The organism is Hyalangium gracile (assembly GCF_020103725.1).
GTDB lineage: Bacteria > Myxococcota > Myxococcia > Myxococcales > Myxococcaceae > Hyalangium > Hyalangium gracile.
Map to the genome: position 1 here is coordinate 321,885 of NZ_JAHXBG010000005.1, position 18,530 is coordinate 340,414.

General features: G+C 70.4%; 12 protein-coding genes and 1 pseudogene. 5 read left to right on the forward strand and 8 right to left on the reverse strand.

What is annotated here, in order from left to right; all coding sequences use genetic code 11:
* Positions 1-142: 142 nt before the first annotated feature.
* A complete protein-coding gene (locus KY572_RS12115) occupies positions 143-2,506 on the forward strand; it encodes a phospholipase D-like domain-containing protein (protein ID WP_224242730.1) in 2,364 nt (787 codons plus the stop codon).
* A 52-nt stretch (positions 2,507-2,558) separates the two neighbouring features.
* Positions 2,559-3,323: a 2OG-Fe dioxygenase family protein gene (locus tag KY572_RS12120; protein ID WP_224242731.1), complete on the forward strand. Its 765-nt coding sequence runs from the start codon at positions 2,559-2,561 to the stop codon at positions 3,321-3,323.
* Positions 3,324-3,337: 14 nt separating this feature from the next.
* Here the strand turns inward: KY572_RS12120 and KY572_RS12125 are convergent, their stop codons facing one another.
* From KY572_RS12125 to KY572_RS12150, 6 genes are all read right to left on the reverse strand, one after another.
* Positions 3,338-4,732: an amidohydrolase family protein gene (locus KY572_RS12125; RefSeq protein ID WP_224242732.1), complete on the reverse strand. Its 1,395-nt coding sequence runs from the start codon at positions 4,730-4,732 to the stop codon at positions 3,338-3,340.
* A gap of 66 nt (positions 4,733-4,798) precedes the next feature.
* Positions 4,799-5,830: an L-erythro-3,5-diaminohexanoate dehydrogenase gene (gene kdd / locus KY572_RS12130; RefSeq protein ID WP_224242733.1), complete on the reverse strand. Its 1,032-nt coding sequence runs from the start codon at positions 5,828-5,830 to the stop codon at positions 4,799-4,801.
* A gap of 5 nt (positions 5,831-5,835) precedes the next feature.
* Positions 5,836-6,843, reverse strand: a complete 1,008-nt coding sequence (locus KY572_RS12135) for an alpha/beta hydrolase (protein WP_224242734.1) — start codon at positions 6,841-6,843, stop codon at positions 5,836-5,838.
* Positions 6,844-6,868: 25 nt separating this feature from the next.
* The gene (locus KY572_RS12140; RefSeq protein WP_407659940.1) at positions 6,869-7,873 is read right to left on the reverse strand and encodes a uracil-DNA glycosylase; all 1,005 of its coding nucleotides are present in this window, start codon (positions 7,871-7,873) and stop codon (positions 6,869-6,871) included.
* A gap of 153 nt (positions 7,874-8,026) precedes the next feature.
* Positions 8,027-9,274: a bifunctional phosphopantothenoylcysteine decarboxylase/phosphopantothenate--cysteine ligase CoaBC gene (gene coaBC, locus KY572_RS12145; protein ID WP_224242735.1), complete on the reverse strand. Its 1,248-nt coding sequence runs from the start codon at positions 9,272-9,274 to the stop codon at positions 8,027-8,029.
* A 50-nt stretch (positions 9,275-9,324) separates the two neighbouring features.
* A complete protein-coding gene (locus tag KY572_RS12150) occupies positions 9,325-12,306 on the reverse strand; it encodes a carboxypeptidase regulatory-like domain-containing protein (RefSeq protein WP_224242736.1) in 2,982 nt (993 codons plus the stop codon).
* Positions 12,307-12,749: 443 nt separating this feature from the next.
* Between KY572_RS12150 and KY572_RS48110 the strand changes: the two are divergent.
* From KY572_RS48110 to KY572_RS12160, 3 genes and pseudogenes are all read left to right on the forward strand, one after another.
* Positions 12,750-12,980, forward strand: a pseudogene (locus KY572_RS48110) (TIGR02265 family protein); the annotation flags it as partial.
* Positions 12,889-13,338, forward strand: a complete 450-nt coding sequence (locus KY572_RS47135; protein WP_317987841.1) for a DUF2378 family protein — start codon at positions 12,889-12,891, stop codon at positions 13,336-13,338. The pseudogene KY572_RS48110 and the gene KY572_RS47135, both read left to right, overlap by 92 nt.
* Positions 13,339-13,515: 177 nt before the next feature.
* On the forward strand, positions 13,516-14,625 hold the full coding sequence (locus KY572_RS12160; RefSeq protein ID WP_224242737.1) for an oxygenase MpaB family protein: 1,110 nt from the start codon (positions 13,516-13,518) through the stop codon (positions 14,623-14,625).
* 53 nt (positions 14,626-14,678) lie between these two features.
* Here KY572_RS12160 and KY572_RS12165 read toward each other — a convergent pair whose 3' ends face one another.
* Positions 14,679-16,070, reverse strand: a complete 1,392-nt coding sequence (locus tag KY572_RS12165; protein ID WP_224242738.1) for a ribonuclease H-like domain-containing protein — start codon at positions 16,068-16,070, stop codon at positions 14,679-14,681.
* Between the two features lie 12 nt (positions 16,071-16,082).
* Complete coding sequence (locus KY572_RS12170; RefSeq protein WP_224242739.1) at positions 16,083-18,497, reverse strand: DEAD/DEAH box helicase; 2,415 nt, start codon at positions 18,495-18,497, stop codon at positions 16,083-16,085.
* Positions 18,498-18,530 lie beyond the last annotated feature (33 nt).

Sequence of the window (18,530 nt, forward strand, 5' to 3'; positions counted from 1 at the left end):
GCGAGGCCGCAGTTCGCCTCCCTCACCCGTGCCAACAACCAGGAAGGACCACCGGATGAAACCATCCCCATGGACGACATCGCGGCCTCAACAGCCCATAGAGAAGTCTGACGCGAAGACAGGCCCCTCGGTGGCCAGGAGCGTGCGAGCACTGCTGCTCGGTGTGCTCGGTGCCTCGCTGCTCGCCGCGTGTGAGCCCTCACCGCTCGACGCCAGCGCCGAGCCCCTGCCAGAGACCACCCGCTCCGCGCAGGAGACGATGGCCCCGCCCATCTCCTCGGGTTTGACCCGCGGCAGGTACCGGATCCAGGTGAAGACTCCCTCGGGGGGCATTGGCACCGTGGCGGCGTGGGCCGCGCACCAGGGCGTGGTCAACGGCGGCAATCCCCTGAAGCTCCACCTGGGCCCCTATGAGAGCTGTGCTCCCAATGACTGTGACTTCATCCTCACCCCCGTCCCAGGAAAGGTGGACACCTTTCGGCTCGAGATCGCCACGCCTCCGGGCGAGCGCGGAGTGGTGGCCGCCTGGGATGCGCACAAGGGCCTGAAGAACGGCGAAACGTCCCTGGTGCTCTTCAAGGGTCCGTCATGGCAGTGCGCGCCCAACGACTGTGAGTTCATCGTGACGCCCGCCCTGGGCAAGCCGACCAACACCTTCAAGATCGAGGTGATGACGCCCTCGGGTCAGCGGGGAGTCGTGGCGGCCTGGGACGCGCACTCCAACCTGCAGGAGGGCCTGAATCCGCTGAAGATCCACACCGGCGGCTACAACACCTGCGCCCCGAATGACTGCGACTTCATCGTGACGCCGATCGAGGCGCCGGATCTCGCCTCGCTGTACACCATCCTGAAGGCGTACCCGGGTGACGGCATCACGTACTCCGCGCCGGCTCCGGCCCAGCTGAGCGACTCCTTCCTGCTCCAGACGCCCAACGCCTGGGGGAAGAAGGACAAGGAGATTCCCTTCTACCCCGCCGTCTGGTCCTCCAGTCAGAACTCCGTACAGGGCTTCGAGCTGCCGGTCTGCCAGTCCGACAACGACTGCGCCTCGGCCGAGGGGTACGTCCCCGTGGGGGCGTGCCAGCGTCCAAGCTTCCTCGAGGATCTGCCCGGCACGACCCCGACAACCAAGGTGTGCATGGGACAATCGGACGTGATGGTGGACCGGTTCTACCAGCTGATGATCCAGGCGAAGCAGCGGCTGGACATCACCACGCTCTATACCCCTCCTGATCGCCGCTTCCTCGCCGCCGTCCAGCGTGCGCTGCACTTTCTCGCCAAGAGCGGGCGTGAGGTCGAGGTGCGCGTGCTGGTGGGGATCTTTCCGCCCGCCACCCTCATCCCCGCTAACCAGGTCGTCGACTACCTCGGTACCCTCACCACCGACATGGGGAGCGTCTCGGACCACAAGGTCCGCGTCTCACTCGGATACATGAAGTCCTGTAGCGCCGAGAGCATTGGCTACTGCCCGATCACTGAAGGGTTGCTCTGGGGCAACTCCTGGAATCATTCCAAGATCGTGGCGGTCGATGGACGACGGGTGATGGTGGGAGGCCACAACTTCTTCACGAACGACTACCTCCTATGGGCTCCAGTGCATGACCTCTCGATGGAGCTGGAGAGCAGCGCCGCGCGCACGGCGCACTTCTACGCCGACGAGCTGTGGAAGTTCACGTGCGACTACGAGCATATTCCCCCCTCCGCCGGATTGAACGTGTTCGCATACTGGACCGGGTACCCCATCGGGCGGAACGTCGAGAGAGGCTGTCTGCTGCCTCCGCGCCCGGTCCCGCCCCCCCAGGACGTGCCTTCCCCCAACGCGACGGTCATGCCACTGGGTCGGATGGGGTACGGCATCTACCCGCTCTGGTCATCGATCCTCCAGGCCTCGAGCGACATCGCACGCGAAGTCGCTCTGTCCAGCGCCAAGAAGACCCTGCGCATCTCGCAGCAGGATCTCGGAGTACGGCCGCCGCTGCCTCTGCCCTACCTCTATCCGGTGCAGTTCACGGAGCCGGTCTTCGCCGCCATGATCGACCTCATCACCCTGAAAGGAGGGGACGTCTATGTCGTCCTGTCGGACCCGAATCACGCCTCCTACACCACGCATACGTCCATCGCGGAGGTCATGGATCACTTCATGAGTGTGGCCAAGGAGAGGACGGGTCTGTCCGAGGCCGAGCTCAAACCCATGCTCTGCAAGCAGCTGCACCTCACCACCGTGCGCTTCAACCGGGAGGTGGACCATTACAACTGGTCGTTCCAGCCCATCATCGAGCCACAGTCCGCGGTGGGCAACCATGCCAAGTTCTGGATGGTGGACGACACGTACTTCTACATCGGCTCGCACAACCTCTACCCGGTGAACCTGCAGGAGTACGGCTACCTCGTCCAAGGGGCCGGTCCGGTGAAGACGGTGCTGGAGACGTACTGGACGCCGCTGTGGACGAATTCCTCGGCCGGAGCGGTCTCCGGTCCCGAGGCCACGCATTGCTACTACCAGTAGCGCTTCCGGATGTGGGACAAGGGGCTGGACCTTCACCTCGTCCAGCCCAGCCATGAGCCTCCCACCTCCCGTCACTCCGCCCTCCCAGCTCGCCGCCGCCCTGAGAGACCGAGGCTATGCCGTCCTCGGTCGCGAGGGCTTCCGCGAGCTGGTGGGCACCCGGCCCGAGGAGCTCGACGCCCTGAGCCCGACCTGGGATGACCTGCCGCCAGACACCTATCTGCGCGACGGAGGCCACTATCGCTCTCGGCGGCACTCGTGCTTCGTCGTGGATGGCGAGCACGTCCGCCCGGTGCCGCACCGGGCGCACTGGCAGCCGGTCGAGTACAACGCGCTGCACGGCGGACTGGAGCGCTGGTTCGAGCCCATCCGGCCGGACGTGGTCGCTCAGCCCGCCTGGACGCGGATGCTGTGCGCGCTCGCCGCGTCCTGCTCCTCACTGAAGGGCCGGCAGCCCTGGTACGTCGAGGCGCACCAGTTCCGCATCGACACGAAGGAAGGCATCGGCCGCCCCACCCCCGAGGGGGCGCACCGGGACGGCGTGGACTTCGTGGCCGTGGTGCTCGTCGGGCGCGAGGGCATCAAGGGCGGCGAGACGCGCGTGTTCGAGGCCAACGGGCCCCACGGCATCCGCTTCACGCTGAGCGAGCCCTGGTCCGTGCTGCTGCTCGACGACGAGCGCGTCATCCACGAGAGCACCCCCATCCAGCCGCTGGCCGAGCTGGGCCACCGGGACACGCTGGTGCTCACCTTCCGCGCGAAGGGGTTCCAGGGCCCTCCTGGCGAGGGCTCGAAGGCCGCGTCCCCGCACGGGTGAGCCGCGCCCCCGCCTCAGGGCGCTGGCTGGCGGTCGATGGCGACTCCGTTCAGGAAGACCCTGTCGACGTCGGCGGTCGCCTCGATGCGGGTGAGCGGATCGCCCCGCACCAGCAGCAGGTCGGCGCGCTGGCCCTTCGCGATCCGTCCGAACGAGCGCGCGGGGTCCATGAAGTCGGCGGGGGCGCTGGTGGCGGCCCGCAGCGCTTCGGCCGGTGGGACGCCCAGCGAGACCAGCAGCGCCAGCTCGCGGTGGATGCTCGCTCCCGGGATGACGCCGGGCGAGCCCCCATCGGTCCCGATGAACAGCGGCACTCCCGCCTCGAACAGCCGCCGCGCGTTCTGCCGGACGGTCTCCATCAGCCCTCGAGTAAGCTTTTCGAACTCTTCCCGGCTGCCAGCGCCCGGGTAGTCAAAGCCCTTCGGCGGGTTGGCAAAGCTCGCAAGGGTCTCCGGGTGCACCATCTGGCGCTCCAGCGCGGAGCCACCGTCCGCGGCGATGTCCTGCGCGCCGGTGAGGAAGTTGAGGGTCGTCACGAAGGGGATGCGAAGCTCCTTGAGCCTCGCGATCTGCTCGTCGGTGAGCAGCCCTCCTGAAGGTGGATGCGCGAACAGGTCGAGCCCGGCTTCGGCCGCGATCATCACGTCCTCCGGCGCGCCGATGTGCGCGACGCTCCGCATCTTCCGCTCCTTCACCCGCTGGATGGCGGCGGTCAGGATCTCCCCGGACAGCTTGGGCGTTCCGGGCGGGAGCGCGTCCGAGGTCAGCTTGAACAGCGGCGGCGAGAACTCCTTCGCGATGTCGTCCACGATCTGCTGGGCCTCCGCCACGGTGGCGGCGGTGCGGATGTTCCCTGTCGCGAACCGGTTCACCGGCCAGGGAAGGACCGCGCGAATCAGGTTGATGGGGAACCCCTCAGGCGCGGTGAGTCGCGGCCCGGTGAGCAGCATGTGGGGCGCCAGGTGCTTGCCGCGCGCGGCATCCTGCTGGACGTCTACTTGCTCCTCTCCTCCTTGAAGGATCAGAGCGCCCGTCACGCCCGCGTACACGTACGCCTCGGAGATGGCCTTCAGGTCGGGGAGGCCCAGATCCCACAGCGCCTCGCCGTTGGACTCGAGGTGCGCATGCGAATCCACCAGGCCCGGGAGAAGGGTCTTCCCCGTGCCATCGATGCGAACCACGTCCTGCGCGGTGAGCGTCCCCGCCGGCTCCACCGCCTCGATGCGGCCGTTGCGAACGAGCACGTCACGGGCGCCCAGCGCCTGCTCACCGTCGAAGACGTTGACGTTGGCGAACAGGTACCCCGATGGCTGGGCCGAGGGGCTCACGGACGCGACGAGCTTGGCGTGCCCGCACGCCGTGGAGAGCACCAGGAGTGCCAGGGGGACGAGCCTACGGAGAGGACGCATCACGTTGGGGACCTCGCGCGGTGCCCCGGGATGCGGCCCATGGCATATGGACCGGCCGGAGCCGGCTCAAACGTAGCGCGTCTCGAACAGCTTGCGCAGCGCGGGCTCCGAGCGGAGCAGATCCAGCGTCAGGTCCGCGTGGCCGGGCGCATAGCCGTTGCCCACCAGCATGGTGACGTCCTTGCCCACGCCCTCGGCGCCGAGCGCCGCCGCCGTGAAGCTGGTGGCCATGGAGAAGAAGATCACCGTGCCCCCGTCCTTCACGGACAGGATGGAGGCCATCTCCGTGTTGCCCACGGAGGCGCAGTTGATGACCAGATCGCACAGCGCGCCGCCCGTCGCCTGGGACACCGCCTCCATCACGTCCACCGCCTGCGTGGCGTCCACCTTCAGCGCCGTGTCGCACAGGCCGATGCCGGACAGCGCCGCCAGCGCCTTCTCGGAGATGTCGAGCGCCAGCACCTTCCCCTGCCCCTTCAAGTCGCGCCGAGCCTGCGCCAGGCACAGCGCCCCGCTCTTGCCCGCCCCCAGCACCGCCACCGTCATCCCCGGCCGCACGTAGCGCGCCACCAGCGCCGGAGCCCCACACACGTCCAGCGCCGCCAGCGCCAGCGTGTCCGGCATGTCCGACGGCAGCTTCGCGTAGATGCCCGAGGCGAACAGGATGGCATGGCCGCGGATGTCCACCCGGTCGATCTCCGGGTGCACGGCCTTGATCTCCTCGATCACCAGCGGCGTGAGCGACAGGCTCACCAGCGTGGCGATGCGGTCGCCCGGCTTGAGCGCCTCGCGGGCCGGGTGCTTCGGGCCGATCTCCTTCACCCGCCCCAGCAGCATGCCCCCAGAGCCCGTGACGGGGTTCTGCATCTTGCCGCGCTCGCGGACGATCTCCTGGATGCGCGCCGCGATGCGCGCCGGCTCACCGCCCACCTCCTCCTTGATCTGCTTGAAGGAGGCCGCGTCGATGTTGAGGCTCTCCACGTCGATGAGCAGCTCCGACTCGCGGCACGGCAGCGCCGGGTCCAGCCTGCGCGCCCGCTGCGGCAGCACGCCCTTCTCGCCGAGGACGCGAGACAGTCCGTAGGGATCGGGGATCATTCTCGTCACTCCCGCGCCATCCGCGGCACCAGGAACCCCAGCGAGCGCTCGAAGCGGTACGTCACGCCGGAGTGCGAGTCGTCGAACTCCTCGTGGCACAGCTCCACGCCGCTGGCCTTGAACTCCTCGGCCAGCATGCGCGTGCCCCAGCGCAGGTTGAACTCGTCCCGGGTGCCGCAGTCGAGGAACACCGACTTCACCTTGCGGAACGCGTCCAGGAACTTGGGCACGAAGCGCACCGGATCGTGCACCAGCCACCGGTTCCACACGTCCAGCTTCAGCCGCGCCGTCTGCTGATCGAACGGCAGCTCGATGTTCAGCGGCTCGCCCTTCTTCGGCGAGTAGGCCGCAGCCATCGCCAGCACGTTGATCACCGTGAAGTCATCCCCGCGCGGCTTCGTCTCGCGCGAGCGCCTCTTGAAGTCCTGGTACCACGCCTCCACCCCGCCCGCCTTGAGCAGCGCGCCGGCCGCCTTGGGCAGATCCGGCAGGTAGCAGTACTCGAAGTAGCAGTCCCCGGCGTGGCTGCCCAGGTGGCTGAAGAGCTCCGGGTGGTAGCGCCCCATCACCAGGGCGCCGTAGCCGCCCGAGCTGTGCCCCACCACCGCTCGCGAGGCCGCCTTCGCCACCGTCCGGTACGTGCGGTCCACGAAGCCCACCACGTCCTTGGCCACGTAGTCACGGTAGCGCCCGATGGCGTCACTGTTGATCCACTGGCTGCCGCCCAGCGACGTCCACCCGTCCGGGAAGACGCCGATGACGGGCGGGATGGCCCCGGACTCGATCATCGCGTCCAGCCGGTCCAGCGCGCTCAGGCCGAACGCGGAGACGTTCGTCCACGTGGCCCCGCTGTTGGAGAAGGCGTGCAGGAAGTACACGACGGGGTAGCGCTGCGTGCCCTCGCCATACCCGGGCGGCAGGTACACCCGGAGCTGCCGGCGGGCCACGTCGGCCAGCGGGTTGGACTCCAGCGCGGGGCTCTGCAGATCGCGCGTCTCGAGCACTCCCTTCATCGTGCTTCCCCTCCGAGACTCCCGCTCAGGAGCGGGAGCCGGGTTGCTTACCGAAGATCTTCATCACCTGCTGCAAATCTTCCCACGCCTTCTTCTTCTCATGCGGGCTGCGGAGCAGGTACGCCGGGTGGAAGGTGGGCATCAGCTTCACCCCCTGGTACTCGCGCCAGTTCCCCCTCAGGCGTGTAATGGGTGTGGAGTCCCGAAGCAATGTCTGTGCTGCAAACTTCCCCAGCGCCACGATGACCTTGGGCTGGAGCGCCAGCAGCTGCGAGCGCAGGAACGGCTCGCACGCGGAGATCTCGTCCGGCTCCGGGTTGCGGTTGCCCGGCGGCCGGCACTTCACCACGTTGCAGATGTAGACCTGGTCCCGGCTGAACCCCATGGCCTGGATCATCTTCGTCAGCAGCTCGCCGGCGGGGCCAACGAAGGGCACCCCCTGCAAGTCCTCTTGCTCCCCCGGGCCCTCCCCCACGAAGACCAGCTCCGCGCGCGGGTTGCCCACCCCGAAGACGATGTTCTTGCGGCCCGTGCACAGCTTGCAGCGGCGGCAGTCCCCCAGCTCGCGCCGGATCTGATCCAGCGTGGGGCGCTCGCCCTCCACCACGCCCGGCAGCGGCCCCGGGTACGGCGGCGCTTGCTGCGGCACGTCAATGAGCATTCCGCTGCTGGCGGACGCGGCGGGACGCGAGGACGGCTCGGCGGAGGGGGCTCGCGGAGCGGGCGGTGTGTTCGGAACGGCCGCGGGGATGGCGGACCGGGCCGTCCCCGTCATGGCGGGCGGCGCCGGAGTCGGTGCAGGTGCGACAGACGGCGCGGGAGCGGGGGCGGCAGGGCTCTCCGGCGCGGCGGGCGACTTCGCGGGCCGAGGAGGCATCATCGCTTTGAGTGAAGCGGCGCGCTCGGCGGCCTGCTTCGCCGCGTCGACGAGCAGGGCCCGGCCGCCTGTCTCCTCCTGCCACAGCAGGTGGCGGCGCAGGTCCTCTACGACTTCACCCAGTTCCTCGGCCGATTCGCGCGGGTCGCTCACGTTAGCTCGATGGGTAATGGAGGCGGTGCCTCCGGATCAATGAGCCAGCCTGCGCCCGCCCCCCGCACGCTTACCGCACGGGCGGGCACGGCGCCACGGTCAACGGCACCATCCTACAGGTAGGCTGCCCCGATTCCAACGTGCCACGTCACCTCACGCTCCCGTGGCCTGCTGCCCCGCCAGTGCGGGAGCCAGGCCCAGGAGCAGCTCCAGGATGCCCTGGGCCACCTCGCGCTTGGTGCCCTGGAGCTCCTTCGGGTCGCCGGCGCGCGTCAACACCGTCACCCGGTTGGTGTCCGTGCCGAAGCCGGCGCCCGGCACCGTCACGTCGTTGGCGACGATGGCATCCAGCCCCTTGCGCTCCAGCTTCTCCCGGGCGTGCTCCAGCACCCGCTCCGTCTCCGCGGCGAAGCCCACCAGCAGCGGCCGCTTCCGCGCCCCGGACACCTTCCGAGAGGCCTCCGCGAGCACGTCCGGCGTGCGCACCGGCCGCAGCACCTCCGGGCTCTCGCCCTTCTTCACCTTCTGCGGCGCCCGCGTCTCCGGCCGCCAGTCGCTCACCGCCGCCGAGGCGATGAACCAGTCCACCGACTCCACCCGGGCGAGCACCTCGCGCGCCATGTCCTCGGCGCTGACCACGTCGACGATCTCCAGGCCCGCCGCGCGGTCCACCGCGCCCACCGGCCCCAGCACCACCGTCACCTTCGCCCCGAGCGCCCGCGCCGCCTCCGCGAGCGCCAGCCCCATCTTCCCCGTCGAGGGGTTGGAGATGAACCGCACCGGATCCAGGAACTCGCGCGTGGGCCCGGCCGTGAGCAGCACCCGCCGCCCCGCCAGCGGCCCGCTGCCCAGCCGCGAGGCCGCCGCGGCCACGATGAACTTCACCTCCGCCAGCCGCCCCGCGCCCACGTCTCCGCAGGCGAGCATCCCCGCCCCCGGGCCCACGAACGCGAAGCGCGGATCCGCGGACAGCGCCGCCACGTTCTCCTGCGTCAGCCGGTTCTCCCACATCGCCACGTTCATCGCCGGGGCCAGCAGCACCGGCCCCTTGAACGCCAGCAGCGACGTCGTCACCGCGTCGCCGGCCATGCCCACGCGGATGCGCGCCAGCAGGTCCGCCGTCGCGGGCGCCACCACGTAGAGCTCGGCCCAGCGCGCCAGGTCCAGGTGCCCGAAGTTGCCTTCCTGGTTCGGGTCGAAGTAGTCCGTGAGCACGGGGTGCCCGCTGAGCGCCTGGAAGGTCAACGGCGTGACGAACTCTCGCGCCGCCTCCGTCATGGCCACGCGGACCTCGGCGCCCGCACGCCCCAGCTCGCGCACGAGCTCGCACGCCTTGTACGCCGCGATGCCTCCGCCCACTCCCACGACTACCCGGCGGCCCTGCAGTGCCGATGCGTCCATGGGACTTCCTTATGCGCGGCCGGGCGCGCTCGCAACCTCGCGGCGCTCGGTCAGCGCACGAGCGACACTTCCCTCGAGCCCGGCACCTCCACCGTCTGCACCACCGGGCCTCCCGGCGTCTCCGCGTGGAAGTTGCCCCACACCACCGTGTACCGCCCGGGCGGGAGGCCCTGCAGCGTCACGCGCTCGGTGCGCGGCTGGTAGATCATCTGCCCGTAGCCGGCGCGCAGCAGCTCCGTGGGCGGACTGCCCAGGCCCTGCACGTCACCGGCCACCACCCAGAGCGCCTTGCCGCGCTCCGGCCTGAGCAGCACCGTGATGGCGCCCGTGCCCGGGGCCGGCCCGATGTTCAGCCGCTGCTCCACGCCATCGACGCGCACCAGCAAGGCCGGCTCGCCGGCGAACTCGCGGTCCGCGCCCAGCATGAAGCGATAGTTGCCCGGCGCCAGGTCCACGCTGTACTGCCCGTCCGGGCCCGTCACCACGACGACGGGATCTCCCCGATCGGCGTTCACGCCCTCGAGCTGGAAGCCCGCCGCGGGCTGGCCGCCGGGCAGATAGACCGTGCCGGACACGCGCGTCGCGGGCCGGAGCGTCAGCTCCACCGGCCCGTCGAGCCCCCGGAGGAGCGGCATCGTCGCGCTCAGCCGGCCCTTGCGCGCCGACACCGAGAACTGCGTCACGTACGGAGGGCTGGCGAGCGTGAAGCGGCCATCCGGCCCGGACAGCACCGACTCGTCGCACACCTCGCAGGTCACCACGGCGTCCGCCACCGGAGCGCCGCCCTCGTCGCGCACGAGCCCCGAGAGCGTCGGCGCCCGCTGCAGCACCAGATCCCCCAGGTCCGGGGTGACGGGCCGATCCACCATCATCGGCTCATAGCCGGGGGCGTCCACCGAGACGATGACGCGATCTCCCGCCACCGGCAGCGCCACCTCGAAGCGGCCATCCGGCGAGGACACGTCGTGCTCATCCAGGCGGAAGCGCTTCACCGGGGCGCCGTCATCCCCCATCACCCGTCCCCGGAAGACCGGGCGCCGCTTGAGCACCACCTTCACGGGGGGGCCGCCCGCGCGGCCCTCGGCCCGCTCCACCTGGTCGTAGCCGGGGTGCCGCGCCTCCACGCGGTAGGTCGTCTCCGGACGGAGCGCGCGGATCTCGAAGTGCCCTCGCCCGTCGCTCGCCACCGGCTCGCCGCCGCGAGGCATCACCACCAGCGTGGCCCCGGCCACGGGCGCCCCCTGATCGTCCGCCACGTCTCCGGTGAGGGTGGCTCCGGGCCTGAGCTCGGCGGTGACCTTCGTCACCTGCCCGTCGTCCACCTGCACCTGCTGGCGCTCCGAGGGCAGGTAGTCCGCGTGCGAGGCCACCATCCAGTAGGAGCCCACCGGCAGGCCGCGCATGGGCACCACCCCGTCGGGCCCGGAGGGGCGATCACTGCGGAAGATGCCCTGCTGATCCACCCAGAGGACGACGTCCGCGCCTTCCACCCGCCTTCCCTGGGACATCACCGTCACTTCCATCGCCGCGGCCGGCTGCAGCTCCAGGCGCACATCGGTCGCGGGCGCCGTCACCTTCAGCCGGCCGCCACCCCACTCCGAGTGGTGCGCGTGCAGCTCGTACAGGCCCGGGGAGGGCACCTGCGCCGTGAAGCGCCCCTCCACGTCCGCGATCACGTTGTCCCCGGTGGGCTGCACCAGCACGGAGACGTTGGGCGCGGGGCGCCCGTACTCGTCGATCACCTGGCCGGAGATGAGCGTCGCCCGCGTCATCTCCAGCTCGATCTGCGTCTCGCCGGCCTTCACGCGCGCGGGCATGTCCACGTCCCGGAAGCCCTCGGCCTGCCCGGACAGCATGTAGTCGCCCACGCCCAGCGGGCCCAGCTCCGCGAGCGCCCCCGTGGCCACCCTCTCCTTGCGGATCACCTCGCCCTTGGCGGTGCGCAGCGTCAGCTCGGGCTGGGGCACGGGCTGCCCCGCGTCGTCCACCACCGTGACGAGCAGCCGGCCCGCTTCCTCCAATTCCACTGTCACCTGAGTGACGCGCTCCTTCAGGGTGAGGATGCGCGGCGCCGAGCCCAGGTTGCCCGCCTCGGCGGTGATGACCAGCTCGTCCGGGTACAGCTCCGTGAAGCGCGCCGGCTCGCCCTGGGTGCGCAGCTCGCGCGCGAGGTGATCGCCCTTCACCCGCACCGTGGCCGCCACCGGAGCCCCCTCGTGCACCACCCGCACCTCCAGCGTGCGCGTCGGTGTCAGCCGCAGGTTCACCGGCTGCGGCCCCGCCTCCACCTGGGCCTCCACGGAGGGCAGGAAGCCCTCCGCGCTGGCGACGATGTAGAAAGGTCCCTCGCCCAGCCCGTCCAGCGTGAAGAAGCCCTCGCCGCCAGCCACCGCCTGATCGGGCAGCGCCGTGCGGCGAGACACCGCGTGGATGCGCGCCCCCGGCACGGGCTGCCCGGCGTCATCCAACACCTGCCCGGTGATGCTGCGGAGGGTGGGCAGGAACAGCTCCACCGGCTCGCCAGGGGCGGCGCGCTGCCGCATCGCCACGCCGTAGCCCGGCGCCTTCGCCCACACGGAGAAGGACACCCCCGCGAGGTGCTGGAAGCGGAACCGCCCCTGCGCGTCCGTGCGCTCGGTGGCCCTCGGCGTGAGGAAGCCGTGCTGGTGCTCGAAGAAGGCCAGCGCCTGCAGGCCGGTCTCGCGCGCCGGGCAGGAGAGCAGCGGCTGGCCGCACTCGTCGCAGCGCACGGAGGAGATCGTCTTCTGCGCGCTCGCCGCGAGGAAGACCTCCGCGCCGGAGATGGGACGGCCGGTCGGGTCCAGCACCCGGCCCGTGAGCCCCAGCCCCTCGGCGTCTCCGGAGGACACCTCGACCGCCTGGAACTCAGGCAGCGCTCGAGCCGGAGCAGCGCCGGGCGCCCCGGACGTGGAGCGGCGCTCCGGCTTCGAGGACGCCGGACCGAGCCAGAACGCGGCCACGCCGACCACCACCAGGAGAGCCGCCGCCCCTATGACGAGCCATTTGCGCATCGGATGCCAGGCCGGAACTTAATCCGCGGCGAGCCCGCCAACTGCCCTTCTTTGCGGGAAATTCCCAGCTCGTCATTCCCAGGACGCATGTCCTTTGGGGCAGCGCGCCCAAGGCTCGGAGCGACTGTCCTCTGAGACAATTCGCCTCACGGCTCACGCGCGCGCACATCCCAAGGGAATTCAGTGGGATAGCCGCGAGCGCCGCGCTTTCCCGTTGCGTGATGCCACAGCGCGCGGAGCGCCACACGCCTCTGCCCCGAGGCACGGCGGAGCGTTCCAGGGCTGGCATCCCGGTTGCTCATGCCCGGAGTGTCGCCGGCTCGACACTGCGAGAGCTCCTCGCTCCGGCCCCCCTGACCATGAACCTGAGGGCTCCCAAAGCCCCACGAGGAACCGAGTTTATGAGGACATTGAGGACATCCGAGTTCGATGCACAGATGGAGATGCCGGTGGGCGCGCTGCTGGATCTCAAGAAGCGGCTGGCGTTCGCGGAGCCCTCGGACACCGTGCGAGGGATGTACTTCAAGGGGGTGCTGGACACGGTGCGCAGCGTGGTAGGAGACGAGGAGGCGATGCGCTGCCGTGGGCTGCTGGGCCAGGTGCCGCTCTTCGACTACTTCCACTACTCCATCCTCGACTTCCTCCGCCTGGCCTTCACGGCGGCGCAGTTCCTCAGCCACGGGGGGGGGGAACTTCGATGCGGCGCTGCGCGAGCTGGGGCGCAAGGGGATGAGGGACTTCCTGGGGTCCACGGCCGGAAAGACGTTCCTGTCCTTCTCGATCAAGGATCCGCGCCGGTCGCTGACGAACCTGCCGGTGCTCTTCCGCACGGTGGCCAGCTACGGAAGCCGGGCCGTGGAGTGGCGGGGGCCTCGGCACTGCCACATCGTCATGAAGCGAGACTTCCTGCCGCCGGCGTACCACGAGGGCGCGTTCCAGGCGCTGATGGAGTTCCTTCACCTGCGGTGCGTGGAGGTGACGGGTCAAGTGACGGGGGCGCTCGACAGTGAGTACGAGCTGCGCTGGCAGTAGGACCGCCCGCGCCTCTGTCATCTGTCCACTCCTCGCCTCTTGACGGCCGCGGCCACGCCCTCCCTTGGAGAGAGCTCCGAGCGTCCATGCCATAATTTCCAGGCGCTCCTCCGCCATCGGGGGCGGCACATCCCTCGGGGGGACACCATGCCAGAGCAGACCTGGACACAGGAGTTCATGGACTCCATGCGGGAGCGGTGCGATCCCCCCGCGGACGAGGCCGTTCGCCTCCTCTTCCAGAAGGATCAGGTTCCCGCGGCCAACGCGCTGATGAAGCAGCTGGTGGTGAACGAGAACATCTCGCTGGAGATGCTCTCACCGCCGCTGCGGGACTACTTCCAGCGCAGCGGCCAGCTGCCCTCCTGGGCGGACATGAAGCTCGTCCAGCAGGGAGAGGAGCTCTTCGGGCGCTACGGCCCTCACATCATCGTCGCGCTCTTCTGCGCGTCACTGCCCTCCTGCTACGCCGCGGCGAAGGGGGTGCGGGTGCTCCACCTCACGGCGAGGCTGGAGACGGACCCTGCCCGTCGCATCATGGAGACGGCCCAGATGATCGTCGACGTCATGACGCCCGGCGGCCTGGCGCAGGGAGGCCAGGGCCTGCGGTCGGCGCAGAAGGTGCGCCTCATGCACGCCGCCGTGCGTCACCTCATCCACCGCAGCGGCCACTGGAACCCCGCGTGGGGGCAGCCCATCAACCAGGAGGACATGGCGGGCACGCTGCTCACCTTCTCCACCGTCGTGCTCCAGGCCCTGGAGAGGATGGGCTGTGAGCTCTCGGAGACCGAGCGGCGGGCCTACTACCACGCATGGCGCGTGGTAGGGCACGTGATGGGCATCGACGAGCGCCTGCTGCCAGAGCAGCTGGAGCACGGGCTGCGCCTGATGGAGCGCATCCAGCGGAGGCAGTACGCCGCCACGCCCGAGGGACGCACGATGACGAAGGCCCTCCTGGGGATGATGGAGCACATCCTTCCGGGCAACCTCTTCGACGGCATGCCGGCCACGCTCACGCGCCAGCTGGTGGGCAACACCACCGCGGATCTGCTCGCGGTGCCCACCGCGGACTGGACGCGCTTGCTGCTGGGTCCCCTGAAGGTGCTCGGCTGGGTGAGCGACGAGGCGGTGGACTTCCAGGGCCCCAGGGCGGCGAAGCTGGTCGGGATGCTCGGGCGCAGGTTGACGGAGGGCCTCTTCTGGATGAACCGCGGTCCGGAGCGAGTGCCCTTCCGCCTGCCCACCACGCTGCGCCAGTCCTGGGACGTGCGCGGCTGGGAGCGGGCCTGACCCGGGCCGAGTCATTGCCAACTGGTATGACAAGCAGACCAGTTCGGACCCGCTCAGAGACCGGCGCGGGGTGGCGGCCCCCCGGGGGCCGGCGCGTCCCCCCGTGCGCCTCGAGCCACCTTGCGCTCCAGGCGCAGGATGCGGTGACGCTGCTCCTCGGGCGTCTCGGCGGTGGTGGTGAGCCGCGCGTGGTGCAGGGCCTGGGTCGGATCCTTGAGCGAGTGCTCGTACAGCTTGGTCAGCGCCAGGTGGAGAGGCGCGGCCTGGGCTCCTCGGGCCGAGGTGAGTGCCTGCTGCAGCAGGGCCACCGCCGACTGGGGATCTCCCGCCCGGCGTGAGAGCTGGGAGGCCAGCGTGAGCGCCGCGACGCTCACCGTGCCTCCGCCCTTCGCCGCGGCCCGGGCGAAGGACTGCGCCCGCTCATGGTCCCCGGCTCGCATCGCCACGCCCGCGAAGCCGAGCAGATCGCGCGGGTCCTCCTGCTCCGCGTGGTTCGTCCGGAAGCGGCGCACCAGCTCGCCCAGCAGGGCCGCCAGGAGCAGGAGATCGTTCGCGTTGTGCTCGATGACCGGCGTGAGCGCCGCGCTGCTCCCGCCGCGCAGGAAGCGGAAGTACAGGTCCGGGATGAGCGAGCCGTCCACGTCCCCCACCCGGCGGTGTCCGAGTATCTGCTCCTCCAGGTGCACCAGCCGCGTCCCGGAGCCGCGGTGCTTGAACACCCGCCGGGAGCAGTGCAGCAGATCGAGGTGGGGCAGCTCCGCGGGCACGGACACCCGGTTGAGCACGAAGCGGGTCCGCAGCAGCGGCCAGTCGAAGCTCTTCCCGTTGAAGGTCACCAGGGCGGAGGACTGCGCCATGCGCTCGGCCAGCACGCGCAGCAGCGGCGCCTCCTCGCCCAGCCGGCGCAGGAAGAGCTGGTGCACCCGGAGCGAGCGCCCCTCGAACCACGCCAGCCCCACGAGGAAGGGCACCGTGCCCGTTCCTCCCGCCAGCCCGGTCGTCTCCGTGTCCAGGTAGAGCACCCGCCGGAAGTCCACGCCCGCCAGCCTCGGATCCAGCGCGAGGCTGGCCACCAGCGGTGCCTCCACGTCACACGCCCCCGCGAGCGGAGCCGAGCCATGGTGGTGCTCCGGCGGCAGCACGCGCTCCGCGACGTGGACCAGCCCATGAGGCGTCTGCCGGGGCTCCGCGGGCAGTGGCCCCGGAGGCGGCGCGACGGTCGCCCGCCGGCGCCCCGACGACATCTCCTGGCGCTCGGCCCAGTCGCCCAGCATCTTGCGCAGCGCCGCGATGCGGGGATCCTGCGTCTTCGGCGCCTCGGGCGTGGGAGCCGCCTGAGCGGCGGCAGCAGGCTTCTCCGCCTCGGCGGGCGCGGACGAGGCCACCGCCGGCTTGCCGCCGGGGCCGATGCTGGAGAGCCGTGCAAGCTTGCGCTTCAGGTCCACCGGGCACCTCGCCTACTGCGTCCTCACCCCGAGCGCCGACAGGAGCTCCAGGCCCAGGGCCTTGCGCGGATGAGGCTCGGCCCGCACGCCTCCAGGCAGCGTGCCCGCGGCCGGACCGATGCAGGCGGGACAGCCGTCCTCGCACGAGCACGCCTCCAGGAGCCGCTGCGCGCGCCACAGCAGCTCCTGCCGCTGGTCGAACAGCCGCGCCGCCAGCCCTACCCCGCCCGGCACGTTGTCATAGAGGAAGATCGTCGGATCGAACCCCACCGCCCCATCCTTGCGAGGAGGACCGTCGGCGTCGTCCTTGCTCCCGAGCGTCTTGCCCACATCCCTGGGATCGATCATCAGCCCCACGCAGGCCACGGTCCGCAGCGCGTTGGCGAGCCCGCGCAGCGCGTCGATGACGGCCGGGCGCGGCGCGTTCATGGAGCGCACCACCGTCTCCGGCACGGTGAGCCAGAGCGACGTGGTGTGCATCTGCATCTCGGGCAGGTTCACGTCGCCGTAGCCGACGTTCTCGTGGGTGTGGAACTTGATCTTCTTGTAGCCCACCACCTTCTCGATGACGCTCACCTCGCCGAAGCCCGAGCGCAGGTCCGGGCCCATGGGCGCCTCCTGATCGCTCTGGATGACGTTCACCCGGACGTACGTCATCGCGTCGGTGAAGTAGTCCGGCGCCACCTTGCGCACGTAGGCCTTGTGGTTCTCGTAGTCGAACCGCTCCACCTGATACTGCTCGGCCTCGTGCTGGTAGATGGCCTGCTCGTGCAGCATGGTGTGCGCCGAGCGGAAGTCCATCTCCGCCAGCGTCCGGTCCGTGCCCAGCTCGATGATGACCACGTTGTCCCAGCCCACGCTGCGCAGGGAGACGTGGTTGGCCGGGTACGCGTCCGCCGACCAGTGGAACACCTGGCGGCCCTCGGGCCCGGGGGCCGAGTGCACCACCTGGTGCTGCGTGAGGAACCCGAGCGCGTCCGTGGTGGCCTCGGCGGGCACGTCCCCGAAGGTGTCTCCCTCCTCGAAGGGCAGCTCGAACGCGGCGCACTTGAGGTGCTGGACGAGGATCTCCACGTTGTCCGGATCGATGCGCGCGTGCTCCACCGGCGCGCCGATGAGGTGGCGCGGATCGGCCGCGAGGTACTGATCCAGCGGAGCACTGGAGGTGACCAGGAGCGCCAGGCTCCCCGCGCCGCGCCGCCCCGCCCGGCCGAAGCGCTGCCAGAGCGCGGCCACCGAGCCCGGATAGCCCGCGCACACCACCGCGTCCAGCGAGCCGATGTCGATGCCCAGCTCCAGCGCGTTGGTGGCCACCACGCAGCGCACCTCTCCGGCGCGCAGGGCGGCCTCGGTGGCCCGGCGGGTGCCCGGCAGATAGCCGCCGCGGTAGCCCTGGATGAGCGCGGGGTCCAGCTTCTCCTCGACGAAGCGATCCCGGAGGTACTTGAGCATCACCTCCACCGAGTTTCGCGACTGGCCGAACAGCAGCGTGGACACGTTGGAGCGCACCAGGTCGGCCACCAGCCGCACCGCGCTCTTGAGGTAGCTGGCGCGGATGCCCAGCTCCGCGTTCACCACGGGCGGGTTGTAGACCATGACCCGGCGCTCGCCGGAGGGGGCGCCGCTCTCGGAGACGAGCTCCACGGGCCGGCCCAGCATCCGCTCGGCGTGCGCCTTCGGGTTGCCGATGGTGGCCGAGGCGAAGATGAAGACGGGCGACGAGCCGTGGAAGCGCGCCACGCGCTGGAGCCGGCGCAGCACGTTGGCCAGGTGCGAGCCGAAGACGCCGCGGTAGGTGTGCAGCTCGTCGATGACGACGTAGCGCAGGTTGGAGAAGAGCCGCGCCCAGTTGGCGTGGTGCGGGAGGATGCCCGTGTGCAGCATGTCCGGGTTGGTGAGCAGCACGCCGCTGCGCTCACGGGCGGCCCGGCGCGCGTCGCCCGGGGTGTCTCCATCGAAGGTGATGGCGCCGTGCTCCAGCCCCGCCTCGCGCAGCAGCACGCGCAGGGACTCTTCCTGATCCCGGGAGAGCGCCTTGGTGGGGAAGAGGTAGAGGGCGCGCGCCTGGGGCTCGCGAGCGAAGCGCTCCAGCAGCGGCAGGTTGTAGCAGAGGCTCTTGCCCGAGGCCGTGGGCGTGGCGATGACCAGGTTCTGCCCGGCGCGCGCCAGCCGGAAGGCCTCGGCCTGATGGGAGAAGAGCTGCTCGATGCCGCGCTTCTGGAGCGCCTGCCGCACGCCGGGCGCCGCGTCCTCGGGGATGGGGGCGTAGACGCCCTCCCGAGCCGGCGTCACCTCATCCAGCGCGAAGCAGGGCCACAGCTGCCGGTCGGCGCGCCAGCCTTGCAGCACGGCGTCGAGCCCGCGAGGCCCGGACCACGGGATGCGTCGGGCTCCCGTGAAAGCCCCCTCTTCCTTCTCAGGCTTCATGGGGTCGCGCACTGTACAGACGTGCACCCCCTG